The following is a 16,897-nucleotide window of genomic DNA, read 5'->3' as shown; positions in this document are numbered from 1 at the left end:
CCTCTCAGGGAACGATCTTTTTAGGTGCACCTTGCGAGAAACTATCAAAATACTCACAAAAATAATTTTATCGCCAACCTGCACTCAAATCCGACTGTTCAAGTAAACATAAACATAGGAGACCTGAGCTATTACCTCTTGTTCTTAGGATCAAAAGAGTACTCTTCGGAGCCTAAGAGAATAAATTGCAACCCTTTTATAGGAACTGACCGACCCTGTCAAGAAAATGAAGAAGACCTTACCTGGCTGTACACTTTTTCTGGTGCTATTTTATTAAATATTATCAATTGGTTAAGCGCGAAATATCGTTACTTAATGCCAATAACATTAATCCCATTAGTACCATTAGTCCTAAATAAATACCCACTGATTTTACGTTATCAGGGAGTGGTCTACCTCGAATAACTTCGATCACACAATACAACAAATGTCCACCATCAAGCATAGGGATTGGAAGCAAATTCAATACACCTAAGCTAATGCTTACTAATGCTAAAAACGACAGGTAATAAGTTAATCCACTACGACCCGATTCACCTGCTCCCTGAGCAATACCAACTGGGCCACTAATACTTTGTAAAGCTAATTTTCCTGTGATAAAACGGCCAATCAATGAAAAAGTAGCCCCTGTTAACTCAGTGGTTTGGTAGAAAGCTGTACTAACTGCTTGTAAAGGGCTTAGGCGTTGCGTACGTAACCACTGCTTAGGCCAATCCATTTTTTCCGAGCGAAGCCCGAGAAAACCCTCTTGCTGCCCCTCATTCAGTTTAGTGCCAATAGGTAAATTAACAATTTGCTCTTGCCCTTGCCTTTTTATGACTAAGGATAATTGTTCACCAGGATGACGTTTTACATACTCGACCAATTCCAGCCAATCATCTATAGGCTTGCCATTGATTTTCGCTATGACATCACCTCGTTGTAAACCTGCAGCCTTTGCAGGTGAATCATCCACCACTTCGCCAATTACAGGCGGAATCCTGGGGATAAAAGGGTTTATACCCAAACTATTTAAAGGATCAGGTTTTTTTGTATCCAACTCCCAATGCGCAAGAGGTAAGAATACTGTTTTCATTTGCCCATTCTCTAAGGATTTTACTGTAAGCGGGACGGTTGTATCACTACCTAGCAAAGGCATTAATGCAAATTGAAAATCACGCCAACTGGTGATTTTTTTACCATCCAAAGCCAAAATCTCTTGCTTAGGTGTTAAACCAGCTGTTGCAGCAATGCTGCCTGGCTTCACTCCGTCAATCATTGGTGCTAACGATTGGATGCCAATGACAAGTACTAGCCATAAGGCTACAAAGGCAAAAATAAAATTAAATAACGGCCCTGCAACAATAATAGCAATTCGTGACCAAACCGATTTAGTATTAAAAGCTAAATGACGTTCATGGGCAGGAACCTCCCCCTCTGCTTCATCCAGCATTTTTACATAACCACCTAATGGAAAAAGAGACCAAGCATATTCTGTCCCTTGTTTATCACGCCAACGCGCTAATACTTTGCCAAAACCAAAAGAAAAACGTAAAACCTTCACTCCACAGAGACGAGCTACTAAGAAATGTCCATACTCATGCACTGTGATTAACAGCAATAAAGCCAGAAAAAAATAAAGCAAGGTTGTAACCATAGTTATAATCCCGGGTTTAGAAAAAACAACCCACTATAAAATAGAGATGAGGCAGCGATTAAACTGTCTAAACGATCGAGAATCCCGCCATGCCCAGGCAATATATGCCCAGTATCTTTAATATTAGTTCGTCTTTTAAGCATTGATATGAATAAATCGCCTATCATAGAGGTTAAAGTGGTAATAATTGCAATTAAGAACCAATACACCAAGCTTTTTGGCTGGAAATAAAAATAGCCCCCCAATGCAATCAACATCGACAATGTAAAACCACCCAATGACCCTTCAATCGTTTTTCCTGGACTAACTAAAGGGATTAATTTGTGTTTTCCCCATTGTTTGCCCATTAAATAAGCGCCGATATCTGCTGCCCAAATTAAAAACAGCAAGTAAACAATTAAATTTTTTCCCTGAGGTGCCTCATAAATTCTCAATAGGGTCTGCGCAAACAAAGGGAGTAAAAATAATCCTGCCAGGAAAACAACCCAAGAATATCCCCAAACGCGCTGAGATTTAGGGAAGCTAACTATTGCAACAAAAATGGCTAACCAAAGTACTATTCCAACGACAAGCCAATAATAAAATGCAAAATGACTAACCCACGCAGCTCCTAATAAAAGGGCAATAAAAGTCATCTTTAACCAAAGCTGCTTAACTGGAATTAACACCAACCACTCTAAACCGCAGGCCGTCAATAGTAGCCCAACTAAGCCAGTAAAAATCCAGCTTTTTGCATAGAAAATGATAAACAAAACAAGCGGCGCAAGGATTAACGTGGTTAATAACCGTTGTCTAAACATGATTTGACTCTTTCAGTTGCTGGGAAGTTTTACCATAACGCCGCTCTCTTCGACTAAAACTAGCGAGTGCTTTTTGAAACTCATCAGCGTTAAAATCAGGCCAGTGTACATCAGCAAAATACAGCTCAGTATATGCCAGCTGCCAAAGAAAAAAGTTAGAAATTCGCTGTTCTCCACTAGTACGAATGAATAAATCGGGATCCTGTAAACCGTGTGTACTTAACGCCTCAGCTAAAACACTTTCGTCAATGGCATCCACGGTTAATTCGCCGGCAAAAACTTTTTTTGCAATGGATTTTGTTGCCTGGACTATATCCCATTTACCCCCGTAATTGACAACAACATTTAATGTCAATCGTGTATTATTTTTAGTTAACTCTTCTGCAGCATGCATCTGCTCACATAGGGTTGGGGATAAAGCTTGCCTATCTCCAGTAAACCGCAGTTGAATGCCATGCTGATGTAGCTCCTGCACTTCGTGGCTTAGAGCTTCGATAAAAAGCTGCATGAGAAATTCAACCTCATTTTCCGGCCTTGACCAATTTTCGCTGCTGAAAGCAAACAAACTGAGGATGGGTATTTGACTTTCTAAGCAACAACGAATTACTGTCTTGACTGCCTCAACTCCGGCGCGATGACCTTCGATTCGCAGCAAACCACGATTTTCTGCCCAACGACCATTCCCATCCATCACAATGGCAATATGTTGAGGTAAGCTATCATTCAAACTATTCATCCAACTATACAAAAGCCAATAGTCTAACTGCTTTAGAGCAAAATATTAAGTGTTGTATTATTTGATTGTGTATATAATTAGGTTTTTCTTTAAAGAGATTGATATGCGTAAAAATGTACCGCTTGTCTTAATGATCCTAGACGGCTGGGGGTACCGTAAAGAAAAAGAACATAATGCAATTTTCGCAGCCAACACTCCTCAATGGGATGAATGGTGGGCAACTCGACCCCACATTTTGCTTGATGCCTCAGGACACCAAGTTGGATTGCCCGACGAGCAAATGGGAAATTCCGAAGTGGGTCACATGCACATCGGAGCGGGTCGTGTCATCTATCAGGATTTCACCCGCATTAACGAAGCCATTGCCAATGGGGAATTTAACCAAAATGCAGTACTCATTAAACTTATTGAAGAGGCAAAAACAGATGGGAAAACAGTGCATGTGATGGGACTGCTTTCTCAAGGAGGGGTACATAGCCATGAAAACCATTTATTTGCTTTTCTTGCGCTGTGTGCGAAACACGCTTTTAACCGGGTTTGTCTGCATCTGTTTCTTGATGGTCGCGACACTCCGCCGCAAAGTGCTTTAGAAAGTTTAACAAAACTTAGACAACAGCTTGAGATTTATCCTGTAGCTTCTATCAAGTCAATTACCGGGCGTTATTTTGCAATGGATCGCGACAAACGCTGGGAGCGAATAGCACCTGTTTATCATTTATTAACAGAATGTAAAAGCAGTTATCACTTTAATTCAGCAGAAGAGGCCGTTAAAGCATCTTATGCAGAAAAAAAATCAGACGAATTCATCCCCCCTACTTTAATTGGTGAATGTGAGCCTATAGAGGATGGCGATTCCATTTTATTCTTTAACTTTCGCGCTGACCGTGCACGTCAATTGACACAAGCGCTTATTGACGAAAACTTTGATGGCTTTATTCGTCCAAAGCAGCCTACTCTGAGCCATTTTGTAAGCATGACCCAATATGCGAAAAATTTATCCACAGAATGTGTCTTCCCCCCTTTAAATTTACACAACACACTTGGGGAGGTCATCGCAGCAAATGGATTAAGCCAACTGCGGATTGCCGAGACAGAAAAATATGCTCATGTGACTTTTTTCTTTAATGGCGGTTCGGAGCATGTTTTTCCTAACGAAGACCGGATTCTCATCCCATCTCCTTTAGTTGCTACCTACGACTTACTTCCAGAGATGAGCGCTCCGGAACTCACACACGCATTAATAGACGCCATCCGCAGCGAGGCTTATGATGTCATCATTTGTAACTATGCCAATGCAGACATGGTCGGCCATAGCGGCGATTTCGCAGCCACTAAAAGAGCCATTGAGTGTTTGGATCAGTGCATGCACGAAGTTTGGCAGGCATTGGCAAGTACTGGAGGTTCTTTATTAATCACAGCAGATCACGGTAACGCTGAAGCCATGTATGATGAAACCACCCATCAAGCACATACTGCCCATACTTGTCAGCCCGTGCCTTTACTTTATGTGGGGGGGGATTGGCAATTTAATAAAGATAAAGGAAGTTTAATTGATATTGCCCCTACCGTTTTAGCCTTACTCGATATTAAACAACCCCCTGAAATGACAGGTAGCGCATTATTGGCGGAAACCCATGAGCTCTCGAATTAAACGTCTCCTTAGTATTTGCTTGATAATTTCAGTCAGCGTTTGGGCTGAACCCGCTTCGCTTACTCAAACTAAGAGTAAGCTCAAGCAACTTGATGAGCAGATCAGTAAACTCAAACAAACCTTAGCTTCGGCAAATGACAAACGCGGAGTATTGGATAAGGAGCTTGCGAATACAGAAAGGCAAATCGGTGAAGGGATACACTCATTACGCAACATCCAACAAGATATCAACACTAAACAACAAAAGATTGTCAATTTGCAACAAAGTGTGAATGATTTAAATAAGCAACTGATTGCTCAACAACAGCTGCTCGCTGAACATGTTCGCGCCCGTTATAAGATGGGCGAATATCAGCCTTTAAAGTGGTTAATGAACCAAGATGATCCCTACGCCATTAGCCGGTTGCTTACGTTTCACCAGTATTTGGTACGCTCACGGCAAAATATCATCGACCAAATCGATATGACCAAACAAAATCTTACTCTTAACCAAGAAACACTAAAAACAGAGCTCGAAGCCCAACGGCAATTACAACAACAATTGAATAAACACCAACAAGAACTTGAACAAAATAAGCATTATCACGAAGCAGTCATTCAATCCCTCAATAATGAAATTCAAACCAAGCAATTGACTCTTTCTGAATACGAACGCAATAAGAAAAATTTATCTCAGCTTCTGAAAACTTTAGCGCAGCAAAGCATTATACAAGTCAAGCAACCTTTTACCCAAATGCGCAAAAAACTTCCAAGGCCCGTTCGAATCCAACCTCAAGCCTTACAAAAAATGAATCAAGGAGTGACATTTTTTGCCGGAGAAGGCACACCAGTAACCGCCGTTTACCCTGGCAAAGTAGTCTTTAGTGATTGGCTAAATGGTTACGGTTTATTGTTAATTCTCGATCATGGTCAAGGCTTCATGACCTTGTATGCTCATAATCAATCCTTGTTTAAACAAAAAGGTGAAACTGTCCTTCAAGGGGAACAAATTGCTGCAGTCGGCCACAGCGGCGGACTGAAGCAAAACGGACTATACTTCGAAGTAAGACATCGTGGTAAAGCGATCTCACCCCTAGATTGGTTGTCTTAAGGTTGCTCCTGGCATTTATATTGCAATACATAAAATGATACCGGAAGGTGGTTCGCTCAGGCGATCCTAACTTACCAAGGAGAACAGTATGCACAAGAGACGGTTTTATTTTGGCGCCATGGCGACACTGGTTACCACAGCCTTAATTTTTCCGGCGCAAGCATTTTCAGAAAATGACCAGGGCAGCGGATCAAAACAAATTCCAATGGAAGACGTGCAACGTTTTTCAAATGCGATTGGGGAAATTAAAAAATATTACGTTAAACCTGTCGATGACAAGGAATTATTTGATAATGCTATTCGTGGTATGTTGAGTGGATTAGACCCGCATTCCACTTATCTTGACGAAGATGCATTTAAGGAATTACAAACCTCGACCAGTGGTGAGTTTGGTGGACTTGGTATTGAAGTCACCATGGAAGATGGAGTCGTCAAGGTCGTTACCCCCCTAGTCGATACGCCAGCCTTTAAAGCAGGCATTAAAGCAGGCGATTACATCATCAAACTTGGTTCTAAATCTGTACAAGGCATTAGTTTAAAAGAAGCTGTTGATTTGATGCGCGGAAAAGAAGGAACCACACTTGATCTAACTATTTTACGTAAAGGCGAAAGTAAGCCACTCACTTTCTCCCTCGTCCGTGAAAAAATTATGATCAAGAGCGTTAAAAGTAGACTCCTTGATGACGGCTATGGTTATGTCCGCCTTACCCAATTCCAAGCAATGACGGGTCAAGATATGGAGAAAGCAATTGAGCAACTGAAACAGCAATCGGGTGGTAAATTGAAAGGACTGATTCTCGATTTACGCAATAACCCCGGGGGCCTTTTGGATTCAGCCATTCAAGTGTCCGATGCGTTTCTTGCCAGTGACAAAAATGGCAAACCAGAAATGATTGTTTATACTCAAGGACGTCTACCTGGATCAAAATTTACAGCCTTATCAACAAATACCAAAGACATTTTGAATAATGCCCCTATGGTCGTGTTGATAAATAATGGATCTGCCTCTGCTTCTGAAATCGTGGCAGGTGCTTTAAAGGATAATAAACGAGCAGTCATCTTAGGTACCCAAAGCTTCGGTAAAGGTTCAGTGCAAACTGTACTTCCTCTTGATGATAAGCGCGGAATTAAACTTACAACCGCCCTGTACTATACTCCATCCGGCACTTCAATACAGGCGAAGGGGATTACACCGGACATCGTCGTGGAAGAAATCGAAGTACCTAAAACCGAGGCTAAAAAAGATAGCTTTGCCGGCTTTAGCGAGGCTGATTTAAGTGGTCACTTAATGAATAATTCTGAACAAGCAGCAAACATTAACTCAAATAAAGATGATGAAGCTTTATTGCATGAGGATTATCAATTATATGCTGCACTGACTATTCTAAAAGGTTTAGCTGTAGCTGCTAATCGTTAACTCGAAAGTGCATACTATTCACCATATGATCTTAGGTTCATGTGGTGAATTTTTTTTCTTCGCTTCAGGGTCATACCTCCTCTCTTATACGTCCGGCTTGCTGGGTGCAGAACATAGGGATAAAAGGGATAAGCTATTCACTTAATTTGTTGATTTGTTTTATTTATGAGATAATTGCTGCCAAACAAATCTCATTGTGTTTTTATGAATCTATTAAGACTAGGCTTTTTACTTTCGCTCGTTATCTATCATGCCTTGGCAAACGCAACAGTTAATGATTATTTCAATAGCATTAGGACAAAACCAAACGCCTTGTACGCGTTTCTAAAGAACATGCCTAAAGGTGGTGAATTACATTATCATTTGGCAGGTGGTGCTTATCCTGAAACGATGCTTGCGCTTGCCGCGCAAGGTAATTACTGCTTGGATAAAGAAACATTGTCTATCACCAAAACCGTTGAACGTTGCTTCGGCATTAATGGAAAAGAATTAAGCGAATACCCTAACCTCTACGCGCAGACAATCCGAGCGTGGTCATTAAAAGATTTTAAACCGAGTCGCGATGAAACCAGCCATGATCATTTCTTTGCTAGTTTCTATAAATTCATGCCCGTTGTCGCTGACTATAGGCCGCAACTGCTTGCCGAAATAATGCAGCGTGCGGCGAGTCAACACGAACTCTACCTGGAAATCATGATACTGCCGGATAACGCGAAATCAACAAACTTCGCGCCCGCAAAAATTGCTCCAAATCAATTTGCTCAGGTGCAACAGCAATTACTCCAAGATCCAAATTTTGTGAAAAACATTCAATCCACTGCCAACGAATCCACTCAAATTTTAAAACAAGCTCGGCAACAACTAGGCTGCGATAAGAATCCAAGCCAAGGCGTTTGCCAACTGACAGTTAAATTTCAATATTACATTTTACGGGAACAACCGCTAGAAAAAGTATTTGCCCAAGCCTTAAATGGCTTTGCAGCGGCAAGCCAATCGCGGGATATTGTTGGTGTGAATTTAGTGCAGGCCGAGGATGGTATTATTTCCCTGCGTGATTATCACCAACATATGAAAGTGTTTGATTTTTTGCATAAGGCGTACCCGACCGTTCATATCGCTTTACATGCTGGAGAATTATCACCCAGCGATGTTGCCCCTGAAAATTTACGTTTTCATATTCATGATGCCATCATCACCGGACAAGCAGAAAGAATAGGACATGGTGTTGATATTGCCTATGAAAATGAAGCAGAAAAGTTATTCAATACTATGGCTAAAAAGAAAACCGCCGTTGAAATTAATTTAGTTAGCAATAAAAAATTGCTTAATGTCTCAGGCATTCATCACCCGTTAAATGATTACCTTAGCCATAAAGTCCCTGTTGTCTTGTCCACGGATGATGAAGGCATCCTGCGTACTGATCTCACTCAACAATACGTCGAAGCGGTTCTGCAGCATGGCCTGGATTATCCCACTTTAAAAATGATAAGCCGTAACGCAATAACCTACAGTTTTTTACCAGGTCAAAGTTTATGGGAAGAGGCCACTCAAGCAATTCCCGTTAATGCCTGTAAAAAACTCAATAGTCAGAGTTGCCTCAATTTTATAAAAAATAACGAAAAAGCCCGCTTGCAACACGCGCTTGAGAAAAAATTTATCGACTTTGAAAATAATTATGCGTAGCTCGAAGTCACGCCTATCAAAGGCTTCTCCTCATGCATTTCCTCTGTCGCCAGGTTTCTTGGCTTTAAGGAACTCTCGAGTTTTTCTAAGATAGTGTGGCAACGCCTGAAGAAAAACTCTTTATAAATAATCTCCAAGTGCCCCGTATTTTCTATAACGAATACAGAATCAGGATGTTGTTCCACATACTTGGGCAAATAGCATTTAGTAGGTTCCACGATGTAATCGTTTCGGGCCAAAATAAAATAATAAGCTGCCGACGACTGCATTACTTCCTTTTCAACTTCTTCTAAATAGTCAGCCCCAATTGCCATCTGAGCCACCGAATCAGAGGCTGAAGTCAGCGGGCGAATGGCTAAATAAGAACCTTGGTAAGGGGTACACACATTTGTAACAAGATGTACTCTTATGTTGTGTTCCTTTTCTTTTGTTACGATGGCATCGACTCTTTGTGCATCTAAACCTCCTCTTGAATGGCCGATGAAGCCGACATCAGTATCACCATTGGCTTTCATTTTTCCAATAATCTGCCGAGCCTGTTCTTCGATGGAAAGTCCTTGAAAGCGTTTTTCGAGCGTCACATTCCGAATGCCATAAACATAACTTGGGAGTTTCAGCAATAAATTGCCGATAAGCTCATTAAATACGTCTGGATAATCTGCTGTGCCATGTATAAGGTAAAGAACCATGCCTTTCTTACCTAAGACAGACCTTCCATCTTCTGGTGGCCTAAAGTTAGGATTAGAATAAAATTTATCTTTTGACTCAGAGATTACCCATTGCAAAGAATGTTTAACACTACCCAAATCAAGGGGTAATAAGTTTAATATGGTTTGCCAAGAACTAGACATCATCACCTCCGCTGTGAATCTTTTTCTAACAAAATGCTAATTTCATATTACCTCTTAATTTGCTCTTAGCAAAGAGGGATAGGACACAGGCAGGGGATCCAAACCACAGTTGAGGGGCAGATAGGTAATCATAGTATCCGCTCCCTACGGTTGTGGCTCGGATTATTGAATCTAGAGGGCGAAAGGATCGCGTAGAACAATTGTCGAATCACGCTCAGGGCCCGTCGATAACATATCAATAGGTACCCCGAGCAAAGCCTCAATTCGCTTAACGTAAGCCAGAGCATTAGCAGGTAACTGTTTGAGTTCAGTTATATCCGCCGTGGATTCGGTCCATCCTGGCATTTCCTCATAAACTGGCTCCAAATCAACAAAATCCTCTGCGGCCTGTGGTGGTCGAGTTAATAATTGGCCGCATGCATCGCGGTATGCAACAGCAATTTTTATGGTTTCTATGCCATCCAATACATCGAGCTTAGTCATGCATAATCCGGTGATGCTATTCAGTTCGATAGAGCGTCGCAATAACACTGCATCAAACCATCCGCAACGACGAGGGCGCCCCGTAACGGCTCCAAACTCATTGCCACGGGTAGCTAAACCTTGGCCAATGTCATCACGTAATTCTGTGGGAAAAGGTCCCCCTCCTACGCGGGTTGTATAAGCCTTAGTTATCCCTAAGATGTAATCAAGGTATTTAGGGCCAAAGCCAGCACCGTTAATAACACTACCCACACAGGTGTTTGATGAAGTTACAAAAGGATAAGTGCCATGATCAATATCGAGATGAACCCCTTGTGCTCCTTCAAATAATATGGCATCTCCTTTTTCTCTATGCTCATGCAATCGTGTGGTTACATCACAAACCATAGCGCGCAAGGCATCCGCCCAGATTTCTGCTTCTTCCAGCAAGGGTCGAAGTTCAATTTCAGGCTGATTGTAGTAGTTTTTCAGTACAAAGTTATGATATTGCAGCAGTTCAGTTAATTTTGCTTCGAAGCGTTGAGGATGAAAAAGATCACCCGCTTTAAGGGCCCTTCGAGCAACCTTATCCTCGTAGGCAGGACCAATTCCTCGGCCTGTTGTACCGATTGCAACACTTCCTTTATGATTTTCACGTGCTTTATCCAACGCCACATGACAAGGTAAAATCAAAGGGCAAGCTTGACTAATGTGTAAACGGCTACGAACATCTATCCCTTTATTTTCCAGTTCTTTAATTTCTTCAAGTAATGCTTGCGGAGAGAGAACAACACCATTACCAATGTAGCACTGCACATGAGGCCGCAATATTCCCGAAGGAATGAGGCGTAATACTGTTTTTTCACCTTTGATTTTCAGAGTATGACCTGCATTATGTCCGCCTTGATAGCGAACAACAACTTGTGCACCATGCATTAAGAGATCGACAATTTTACCTTTGCCTTCATCACCCCACTGTGTACCAATTACAACAACATTTTTACCCATAATAATCGACTCTTTACTCTGCAAATTGATGAACAACGGCGAGTAAAACTACTCCCGCTAGCATGCTGAAAAAACCACTTATACGCATTACTCTCTCATCCTGTTCAATAATTTTGCGTAATAACCTCTTTACTCGTTTGGGAGAACTAAAAGGCATTAATCCCTCGAACACAAATACTAACGCAACTGCTGAGAGAAAATTAACGATCATATACCCAAGAAACTCCAATAAAAAAGGGTTAAGCGTGCTTAACCCGATTTCAGCAAAATCGGTAATTATAATGAGGGTCTACTAAGATTTCTACTCTTTTTAAGAGAAAACCAAGACCAATGTACCAAAGCTCTTTATCGAGGCAAAATCAAAAATAAATTCTGCACGTATTTACGATGTCTCCGCAACTTGTCCTGCAGAGCCACCGAACCCAATCTAAAGTTAATTATCCAATGCCCCCCGGTCAAGCCGAGGGATTAAAATAAGGGGATTGCTTCACTTTGTATTTTTGTTGTTAAAGATAAGCCTAGATACAAAAAACCATCACCCTGACTTATTTTCTTTATTAACTTTTCGTTCTAGACGAAGTCTGATTTTTGACGTTCGCACTACTATTCAAAGCACCCTTAAAATAGTTAAAGAATGCAGAACTCTGATCAAGTACTAATAAATCTTGTTTATTGTTAAAGCTATTCTCATAGGCCTTTAAACTACGATAAAAACTAAAGAAGTCTTTATTTTTATTAAAGGCTTCTGAATAAATAGCCGCAGCTTCTGCCTGGCCTCGAGCCCGAATCATTTGCCCTTCGCTTTGTGCCTTAGCCAAAATGACGGTAACCTGGGCATCCGCAGCAGCTTTAATGGCTTCTGCTGCAGCATTACCATCTGCACGGTGACGATTAGCAATTTTCTGCATATCAGCCCGCATTCGTTGATAGATTGCATTGCTTGTATTTTCAGGCAATTCGATTCCTTTAATACGCACGTCAACAATGTTAATCCCTAACCCCGCTGCACGCTTTTCTGCCTTAGGGCGCAAAGAATCCATTACGTCATCTCGTCCAGCTGAGACCACTTCAGAAATTGTACGCTTACCAAATTCAGCTCGTAAGGAAGTATTTAATTGCTGTTCTAATAAAGTTTCCGCTTTAAGTTCGTTTCCACCTGTGGATTTGTAATAACGTGCTAAATCTTCAATACGCCATTTTACGTAATAGTCAACGATGACATCTTTTTTCTCTTTGGTGACGATGCGTGAAGATTTGATGTCCATGGTTAGAATACGGGTATCAAAAACACGAACATTTTCAATAAAAGGGGTTTTGAGATGCAAACCGGGCCCTAGAATTAAAGGGTTACCGCTTTCATCGTTCACCAAACGGCCTAGCCGCAGCAGAATCCCGTGCTGCCCTTGAGTGATAGTAAACATACTGGCTAACATTACCATAAGAATGATAAACACCAGGATACCTAAAATTGTTCTTGTCGCCTTCATGTACTAATTTCCCCCTGGGCCGCTGCTATAGGTTCGTCTAGTAATATCCCGACTACTGACTGCCAAACTCTCGCTTTCAGAACTTACTGTGGGTTTAGGACTAGTGGTTGCTGCCCCTGCCAAAGCAGCTTTAGGCAATAAATTGTCCGTATTTGCCAATTTATCCAGTGGTAAGTACAAAAGATTATTCGCTTTGCTGTCTACAATGACCTTAGAGCTATTGCTTAAGACTTGTTGCATCATCTCCAAATACATGCGCTCTGCAGTCACTGCCGGAGATTGGGTATATTGCGGCAACAGTCCCAAAAACTCCGAGACCTCCCCTTTAGCGCGAAGAACCACTTGTTGGGCAAAAGCTTGTGCCTCTTCACTAATCCGTTTTGCATTTCCTTCTGCGATGGGAACAACACGTGCCTGATAAGCAAAAGCTTGTTCTTTGAATCGCTTCTCATCCTCCTGTGCCTTTATTGCATCATCAAAAGCATCCTGGACGTTTTCTGGAGCTCGAGCAGGTTGAGGTGACACATTCACAATGACAATTCCAGTTTTATAGTTCTCAAGGATTCGCGTTAAGGATTCCTGAACATTTGAGCCCCAAGCTTCACGTCCTTCAGTAATAATCTGATCGAGGGTAGTTGTGCCCACAACTTGTCGTAAAGCACTTGAGGTGGCTTGTTGCAAACTTTCCTGCGGATCAGCAACATTAAATAAATAAGCTTGCAAATCCCCAATGCGATATTGTACAGCGAGAGAAACTGATACAAGATTTTCGTCTTTAGTTAACATTTGAGCAGAATAAGAATAATCTGAAACGCGTTCTACATTCTTAACTATTTTTGACGAGATAATTCGTGGAATCCAGTGGGGTCCAGGACCAACCGTTTCAACATATTTGCCAAAGCGAAGAATTGCGGCTTGTTCACCTTCGTCAACGATAAAAATCCCTGACAACGCCCATAAAATAAAGATAACGAGCATTGCCATAACGACCAATAAACCGGTGCTTTTATTTGTTGGAGGAGTTTCATCTGGTTGTTCTGAGCCCCCAAAAAAAGTTTTCTTAAGCTTTTCCTGGAAACGCTTTAACGCTTCATCTAAATCAGGTGGCTGATTTTTTCCACTCCATGGATCTTTGCCTTTATCTGGCTCATTCCAACCCATTTATCTCTCCCGCCTTAACACCGAAAACTAGAATTCTAGGGGGTATGCTTAGTTTAAGCAAGTCAATGTCGGTTACTATGCGTCGAATAAATCTTAATAATGCATCCTAGTGCCAAGTAAATCATCATGAACTGAGGGAGTTCTTCCATCCATTGCATTAATTATCGTGCGTGTTGTCGTGGTTGCATTTACCTGTTTCTCAGAATACTCGCGGACTTCTTCAATATCGGTGCATGCCCCTAAAGTTAATTTTCTGTACATCGTACTCCAAGGCGCTTTAAAAAATCCGCAAGTGTGAGAGTAACGCCAAACGAATTCAGAAAATTTCCGCTCATCTTGGGTAAAGTGAGTCCTTTCTTCAAGGCTAAGTGCTTCAGCGCATTCGTTACTTTGATACAGCAAACAGGAATTTTCACGTGACTGGGTTGTTCTTGTTATTTCAATTGAATCCAACGGCGTAAATTCTGTTGCAACTATTGGCTCAATTGAATCAGGCCCATCATACACTAGCTTCTCAATGAGAAATGCTTCATCGCAGGGTAAGCCAAATAGATGCCATATCCATTGCAAACAAGAATAGCGCCATAAGGCATGGAACCAGGTATTGGCATACATGATATCATGTAAAGGGTTATTTTTATCATGGCAAGCCCTGACAAATTTCGCTACGGAATTTCCAGTTTTATTTTTGTATTTTTTTACTTCATCAATTAAAGCGAAGCGATTTTTTATTAATAGGTCTCTGAATTTTTCCTCGCGAGGGGCTTTAGCTCCATGACAAAGCAGCATAGCAATACCACATAAAGCTTCTTGAGGATTTTTTTTCTCTTCCAAACGCTTACACAGTAAATCAATTGGCCTGTCAAACTGATTGTTTGTTGCCTCTAAATCCAAATGATTCTTACCAGCTGTAGCAGCAAGCAAAACCTCCAATGATTTAATTTTTCCTAATCTTGCAGATAATAAAATGGGGGTTTCATCTAATTCACCGCAAGGGCTATCAAGGATGGCACCATTCTCAAGCAGGTAATAAATTGCATGCGGAAAATCATTGACCACTGCTTGATGCAATGGCTGGATTTCGGCAAATTGGGTTTCGATATCAAAACGGCTAGGCTTGTTTACGTCAATTGGGAAATTATTTTTAAGAAGTCTACGTATAACATCTGGATGTTTAGTATCAATAGCTCTGGAAAGTAAAGTGCGACCTTCAATATCCGTATTATCAAAATTAATTTTTTGAATAATCTCGCTTGCCACCTCTTCCGAACTCGGCATAAAGAGCGAAAATAATTCAAATTTCTGAAGGCGTAATAGCAAATGAATTGAGCAATCAGAATTAAAGGGAGCTCCGAAATCAAGAAGCATCTTAATATGCTTTTGCATATGAGGATTCCCTAAACCCTTTTGATGTTTATAAATAAGATAATTTAAAACAGTGAGTTGCTTATTCTTTCTAACAAGGAATCTACGCCTCAGGAATTGCTCGTCATTTTCGATTTCCTTTAAAATAAAAGCATTAAATGCTTCTTCTCCAGCAGCAATTGCTTTTTCTAATTCTCGGAACGATTTCATAGCTATGGATTCCTAAACCTACACCAGTAATTAGGGTGGAACGCGAGCAAAACCATCATTGCTTCGCTAAGTTTCGTTGTCTTTTTGTTTAACATAAATTAAATCCCATACCCCATGACCTAATCGCTGTCCTCTCTGCTCAAACTTAGTCAGTGGTCGGGTTGGAGGACGGGGAGAAAACTCGTTATCAGCTTGTGTGTTGATTAACATTACCTGCTGAGATAAAACATTCTTCATGTGCAAGGCGTAATCTTGCCAATCGGTAGCACAGTGGATGAACCCACCTAGCTCAAGTCGACTGGCTAATAATTCAACAAATCCGGGTTGAATTAAGCGTCTTTTGTGATGCCTTTTTTTAGGCCAAGGGTCAGGAAAAAAAATTTGAATGCCAGCTAACGATTCATCTAATAGATGATGCTTAAATACATCTACCGCATCTTTGGAGACTACTCGTACATTAGTTATTGCATTTTCATGCAGATCTGCAACCAAACTGCCTACGCCTGCTCTATGCACCTCGATCCCAATAAAATTATATTCAGGCTGCTGTTGGGCCATTGCCACTAGAGACGCGCCCATACCAAAACCAATCTCCACAATGGTCTTCGCCTCTCGGCCAAAAATGGATTGTAGATCCCATGAACCATTTTCTACAGGTAACTCGTAATCTTGTAAGAAGTGATCTAACGCAAGCTGCTGTCGATTACTTACTCGGCCACCACGTAAAACATAGCTTTTAATTGTTCGTTGCATGCATTTACTCTAATTTAATTTGGGCAGATTATACTCATTTATAACAGTTTTGCGACCATTTAAATGCTATTTGTATAAAATATATTCATTTTTTTGGAAATGACGTCCACCTTTCAAGGGTTGACGTGCTTACTTGACCAAGTTTACATGTGGTTGGCCTGAATGTGTGAGAGAAAATCTTGCATAATTCGACGATTTTTGCTATAAAACCGCACTTGTATTTTACACCCGGCTGATTTGTCTGGCTTGTGTTGGAAATTTCGCAATAACACAAGACGCGATGTCCCGATTTATACAAAGCTGACTTAAATCTACGAATACTTTGGAGTAACAACATGTCAAGAGTATGTCAGGTTACTGGCAAGCGACCAACTACGGGCAACAATGTTTCGCATGCTAATAACAAAACAAAACGACGCTTTCTGCCCAATATCAAACAGCACCGTTTTTGGGTTGAAGAAGAAAAACGATTTGTATGCCTAAAAGTAAGTGCTAAGGGCATGCGTATTATTGATAAATTAGGAATTAAAGCTGTTCTCGACATGCTCCGAGCTAAAGGCGAAAAGGTTTAATTCAAGGGGAAAATC

15 protein-coding genes are annotated in these 16,897 nt (G+C 41.1%); 5 read left to right on the top strand and 10 right to left on the bottom strand.

What is annotated here, in order from left to right; genetic code table 11:
• Positions 1 to 283 precede the first annotated feature (283 nt).
• From rseP to uppS, 3 genes are read right to left on the bottom strand one after another with little or no spacing between them, the layout of a single operon-like run.
• On the bottom strand, positions 284 to 1,636 hold the full coding sequence (rseP, locus tag LMI_RS03865) for an RIP metalloprotease RseP (protein WP_045098620.1): 1,353 nt from the start codon (positions 1,634 to 1,636) through the stop codon (positions 284 to 286).
• A 2-nt stretch (positions 1,637 to 1,638) separates the two neighbouring features.
• Positions 1,639 to 2,436 carry a phosphatidate cytidylyltransferase gene (locus LMI_RS03860; RefSeq protein WP_045098619.1) on the bottom strand — a complete coding sequence of 266 codons (798 nt, stop codon included), beginning with the start codon at positions 2,434 to 2,436 and terminating at the stop codon, positions 1,639 to 1,641.
• Positions 2,429 to 3,163 (bottom strand): undecaprenyl pyrophosphate synthase, encoded by a 735-nt coding sequence (gene uppS / locus LMI_RS03855; RefSeq protein WP_102010575.1) that lies wholly within the window; start codon positions 3,161 to 3,163, stop codon positions 2,429 to 2,431. The genes LMI_RS03860 and uppS overlap by 8 nt, the downstream gene beginning before the upstream one ends.
• 112 nt (positions 3,164 to 3,275) lie before the next feature.
• Here uppS and gpmI point away from each other — a divergent pair, with 112 nt between their 5' ends.
• From gpmI to LMI_RS03835, 4 genes are all read left to right on the top strand, one after another.
• Complete coding sequence (gene gpmI / locus LMI_RS03850; protein WP_045098617.1) at positions 3,276 to 4,823, top strand: 2,3-bisphosphoglycerate-independent phosphoglycerate mutase; 1,548 nt, start codon at positions 3,276 to 3,278, stop codon at positions 4,821 to 4,823.
• Positions 4,807 to 5,913 carry a murein hydrolase activator EnvC family protein gene (locus LMI_RS03845; protein WP_045098616.1) on the top strand — a complete coding sequence of 369 codons (1,107 nt, stop codon included), beginning with the start codon at positions 4,807 to 4,809 and terminating at the stop codon, positions 5,911 to 5,913. Before gpmI ends, LMI_RS03845 begins: the two co-directional genes overlap by 17 nt.
• Positions 5,914 to 6,031: 118 nt before the next feature.
• Positions 6,032 to 7,330, top strand: a complete 1,299-nt coding sequence (locus tag LMI_RS03840; RefSeq protein WP_416419589.1) for a S41 family peptidase — start codon at positions 6,032 to 6,034, stop codon at positions 7,328 to 7,330.
• Positions 7,331 to 7,534: 204 nt separating this feature from the next.
• Complete coding sequence (locus LMI_RS03835; RefSeq protein WP_045098614.1) at positions 7,535 to 9,013, top strand: adenosine deaminase family protein; 1,479 nt, start codon at positions 7,535 to 7,537, stop codon at positions 9,011 to 9,013.
• On the opposite strand, the gene LMI_RS03830 is transcribed toward LMI_RS03835, so the two are convergent.
• The 7 genes from LMI_RS03830 to trmB form a co-directional block, all read right to left on the bottom strand.
• Positions 9,004 to 9,867 (bottom strand): hypothetical protein, encoded by an 864-nt coding sequence (locus tag LMI_RS03830; RefSeq protein ID WP_143001027.1) that lies wholly within the window; start codon positions 9,865 to 9,867, stop codon positions 9,004 to 9,006. The genes LMI_RS03835 and LMI_RS03830 overlap by 10 nt on opposite strands.
• Positions 9,868 to 10,035: 168 nt before the next feature.
• Positions 10,036 to 11,334 carry an adenylosuccinate synthase gene (locus LMI_RS03825; protein WP_045098612.1) on the bottom strand — a complete coding sequence of 433 codons (1,299 nt, stop codon included), beginning with the start codon at positions 11,332 to 11,334 and terminating at the stop codon, positions 10,036 to 10,038.
• 13 nt (positions 11,335 to 11,347) lie between these two features.
• Entirely contained in the window at positions 11,348 to 11,545 is a 198-nt protein-coding gene (locus LMI_RS03820; RefSeq protein ID WP_045098611.1) for a DUF2065 domain-containing protein, read from the bottom strand.
• Between the two features lie 346 nt (positions 11,546 to 11,891).
• Positions 11,892 to 12,821 (bottom strand): protease modulator HflC, encoded by a 930-nt coding sequence (gene hflC, locus LMI_RS03815; RefSeq protein ID WP_045098610.1) that lies wholly within the window; start codon positions 12,819 to 12,821, stop codon positions 11,892 to 11,894.
• 3 nt (positions 12,822 to 12,824) lie between these two features.
• The gene (gene hflK, locus LMI_RS03810; protein ID WP_045098609.1) at positions 12,825 to 13,982 is read right to left on the bottom strand and encodes an FtsH protease activity modulator HflK; all 1,158 of its coding nucleotides are present in this window, start codon (positions 13,980 to 13,982) and stop codon (positions 12,825 to 12,827) included.
• A 93-nt stretch (positions 13,983 to 14,075) separates the two neighbouring features.
• Entirely contained in the window at positions 14,076 to 15,557 is a 1,482-nt protein-coding gene (gene ankC, locus LMI_RS03805; RefSeq protein ID WP_045098608.1) for a Dot/Icm T4SS effector AnkC/LegA12, read from the bottom strand.
• Positions 15,558 to 15,623: 66 nt separating this feature from the next.
• Complete coding sequence (gene trmB / locus LMI_RS03800) at positions 15,624 to 16,310, bottom strand: tRNA (guanosine(46)-N7)-methyltransferase TrmB (protein WP_045098607.1); 687 nt, start codon at positions 16,308 to 16,310, stop codon at positions 15,624 to 15,626.
• 335 nt (positions 16,311 to 16,645) lie between these two features.
• Between trmB and rpmB the strand changes: the two genes are divergently transcribed.
• Positions 16,646 to 16,882, top strand: a complete 237-nt coding sequence (rpmB, locus tag LMI_RS03795; RefSeq protein WP_045098606.1) for a 50S ribosomal protein L28 — start codon at positions 16,646 to 16,648, stop codon at positions 16,880 to 16,882.
• The last annotated feature ends 15 nt before the right edge of the window (positions 16,883 to 16,897 follow it).

The organism is Legionella micdadei (genome assembly GCF_000953635.1).
In the GTDB taxonomy this organism is placed as follows: Bacteria; Pseudomonadota; Gammaproteobacteria; order Legionellales; family Legionellaceae; genus Tatlockia; species Tatlockia micdadei.
This window is presented reverse-complemented; position numbering and strand designations above follow the sequence as displayed.

Excerpts from the sequence above, each read along its gene's own strand:
- rseP (WP_045098620.1), bottom strand. The coding sequence starts at position 1,636 with ATGGTTACAACCTTGCTTTATTTTTTTCTGGCTTTATTGCTGTTAATC.
- LMI_RS03860 (WP_045098619.1), bottom strand. The coding sequence starts at position 2,436 with ATGTTTAGACAACGGTTATTAACCACGTTAATCCTTGCGCCGCTTGTT.
- gpmI (WP_045098617.1), top strand. The coding sequence starts at position 3,276 with ATGCGTAAAAATGTACCGCTTGTCTTAATGATCCTAGACGGCTGGGGG.
- LMI_RS03845 (WP_045098616.1), top strand. The coding sequence starts at position 4,807 with ATGAGCTCTCGAATTAAACGTCTCCTTAGTATTTGCTTGATAATTTCA.
- LMI_RS03840 (WP_416419589.1), top strand. The coding sequence starts at position 6,032 with ATGGCGACACTGGTTACCACAGCCTTAATTTTTCCGGCGCAAGCATTT.
- LMI_RS03835 (WP_045098614.1), top strand. The coding sequence starts at position 7,535 with ATGAATCTATTAAGACTAGGCTTTTTACTTTCGCTCGTTATCTATCAT.
- LMI_RS03830 (WP_143001027.1), bottom strand. The coding sequence starts at position 9,867 with ATGATGTCTAGTTCTTGGCAAACCATATTAAACTTATTACCCCTTGAT.
- LMI_RS03825 (WP_045098612.1), bottom strand. The coding sequence starts at position 11,334 with ATGGGTAAAAATGTTGTTGTAATTGGTACACAGTGGGGTGATGAAGGC.
- LMI_RS03820 (WP_045098611.1), bottom strand. The coding sequence starts at position 11,545 with ATGATCGTTAATTTTCTCTCAGCAGTTGCGTTAGTATTTGTGTTCGAG.
- hflC (WP_045098610.1), bottom strand. The coding sequence starts at position 12,821 with ATGAAGGCGACAAGAACAATTTTAGGTATCCTGGTGTTTATCATTCTT.
- hflK (WP_045098609.1), bottom strand. The coding sequence starts at position 13,982 with ATGGGTTGGAATGAGCCAGATAAAGGCAAAGATCCATGGAGTGGAAAA.
- ankC (WP_045098608.1), bottom strand. The coding sequence starts at position 15,557 with ATGAAATCGTTCCGAGAATTAGAAAAAGCAATTGCTGCTGGAGAAGAA.
- trmB (WP_045098607.1), bottom strand. The coding sequence starts at position 16,310 with ATGCAACGAACAATTAAAAGCTATGTTTTACGTGGTGGCCGAGTAAGT.
- rpmB (WP_045098606.1), top strand. The coding sequence starts at position 16,646 with ATGTCAAGAGTATGTCAGGTTACTGGCAAGCGACCAACTACGGGCAAC.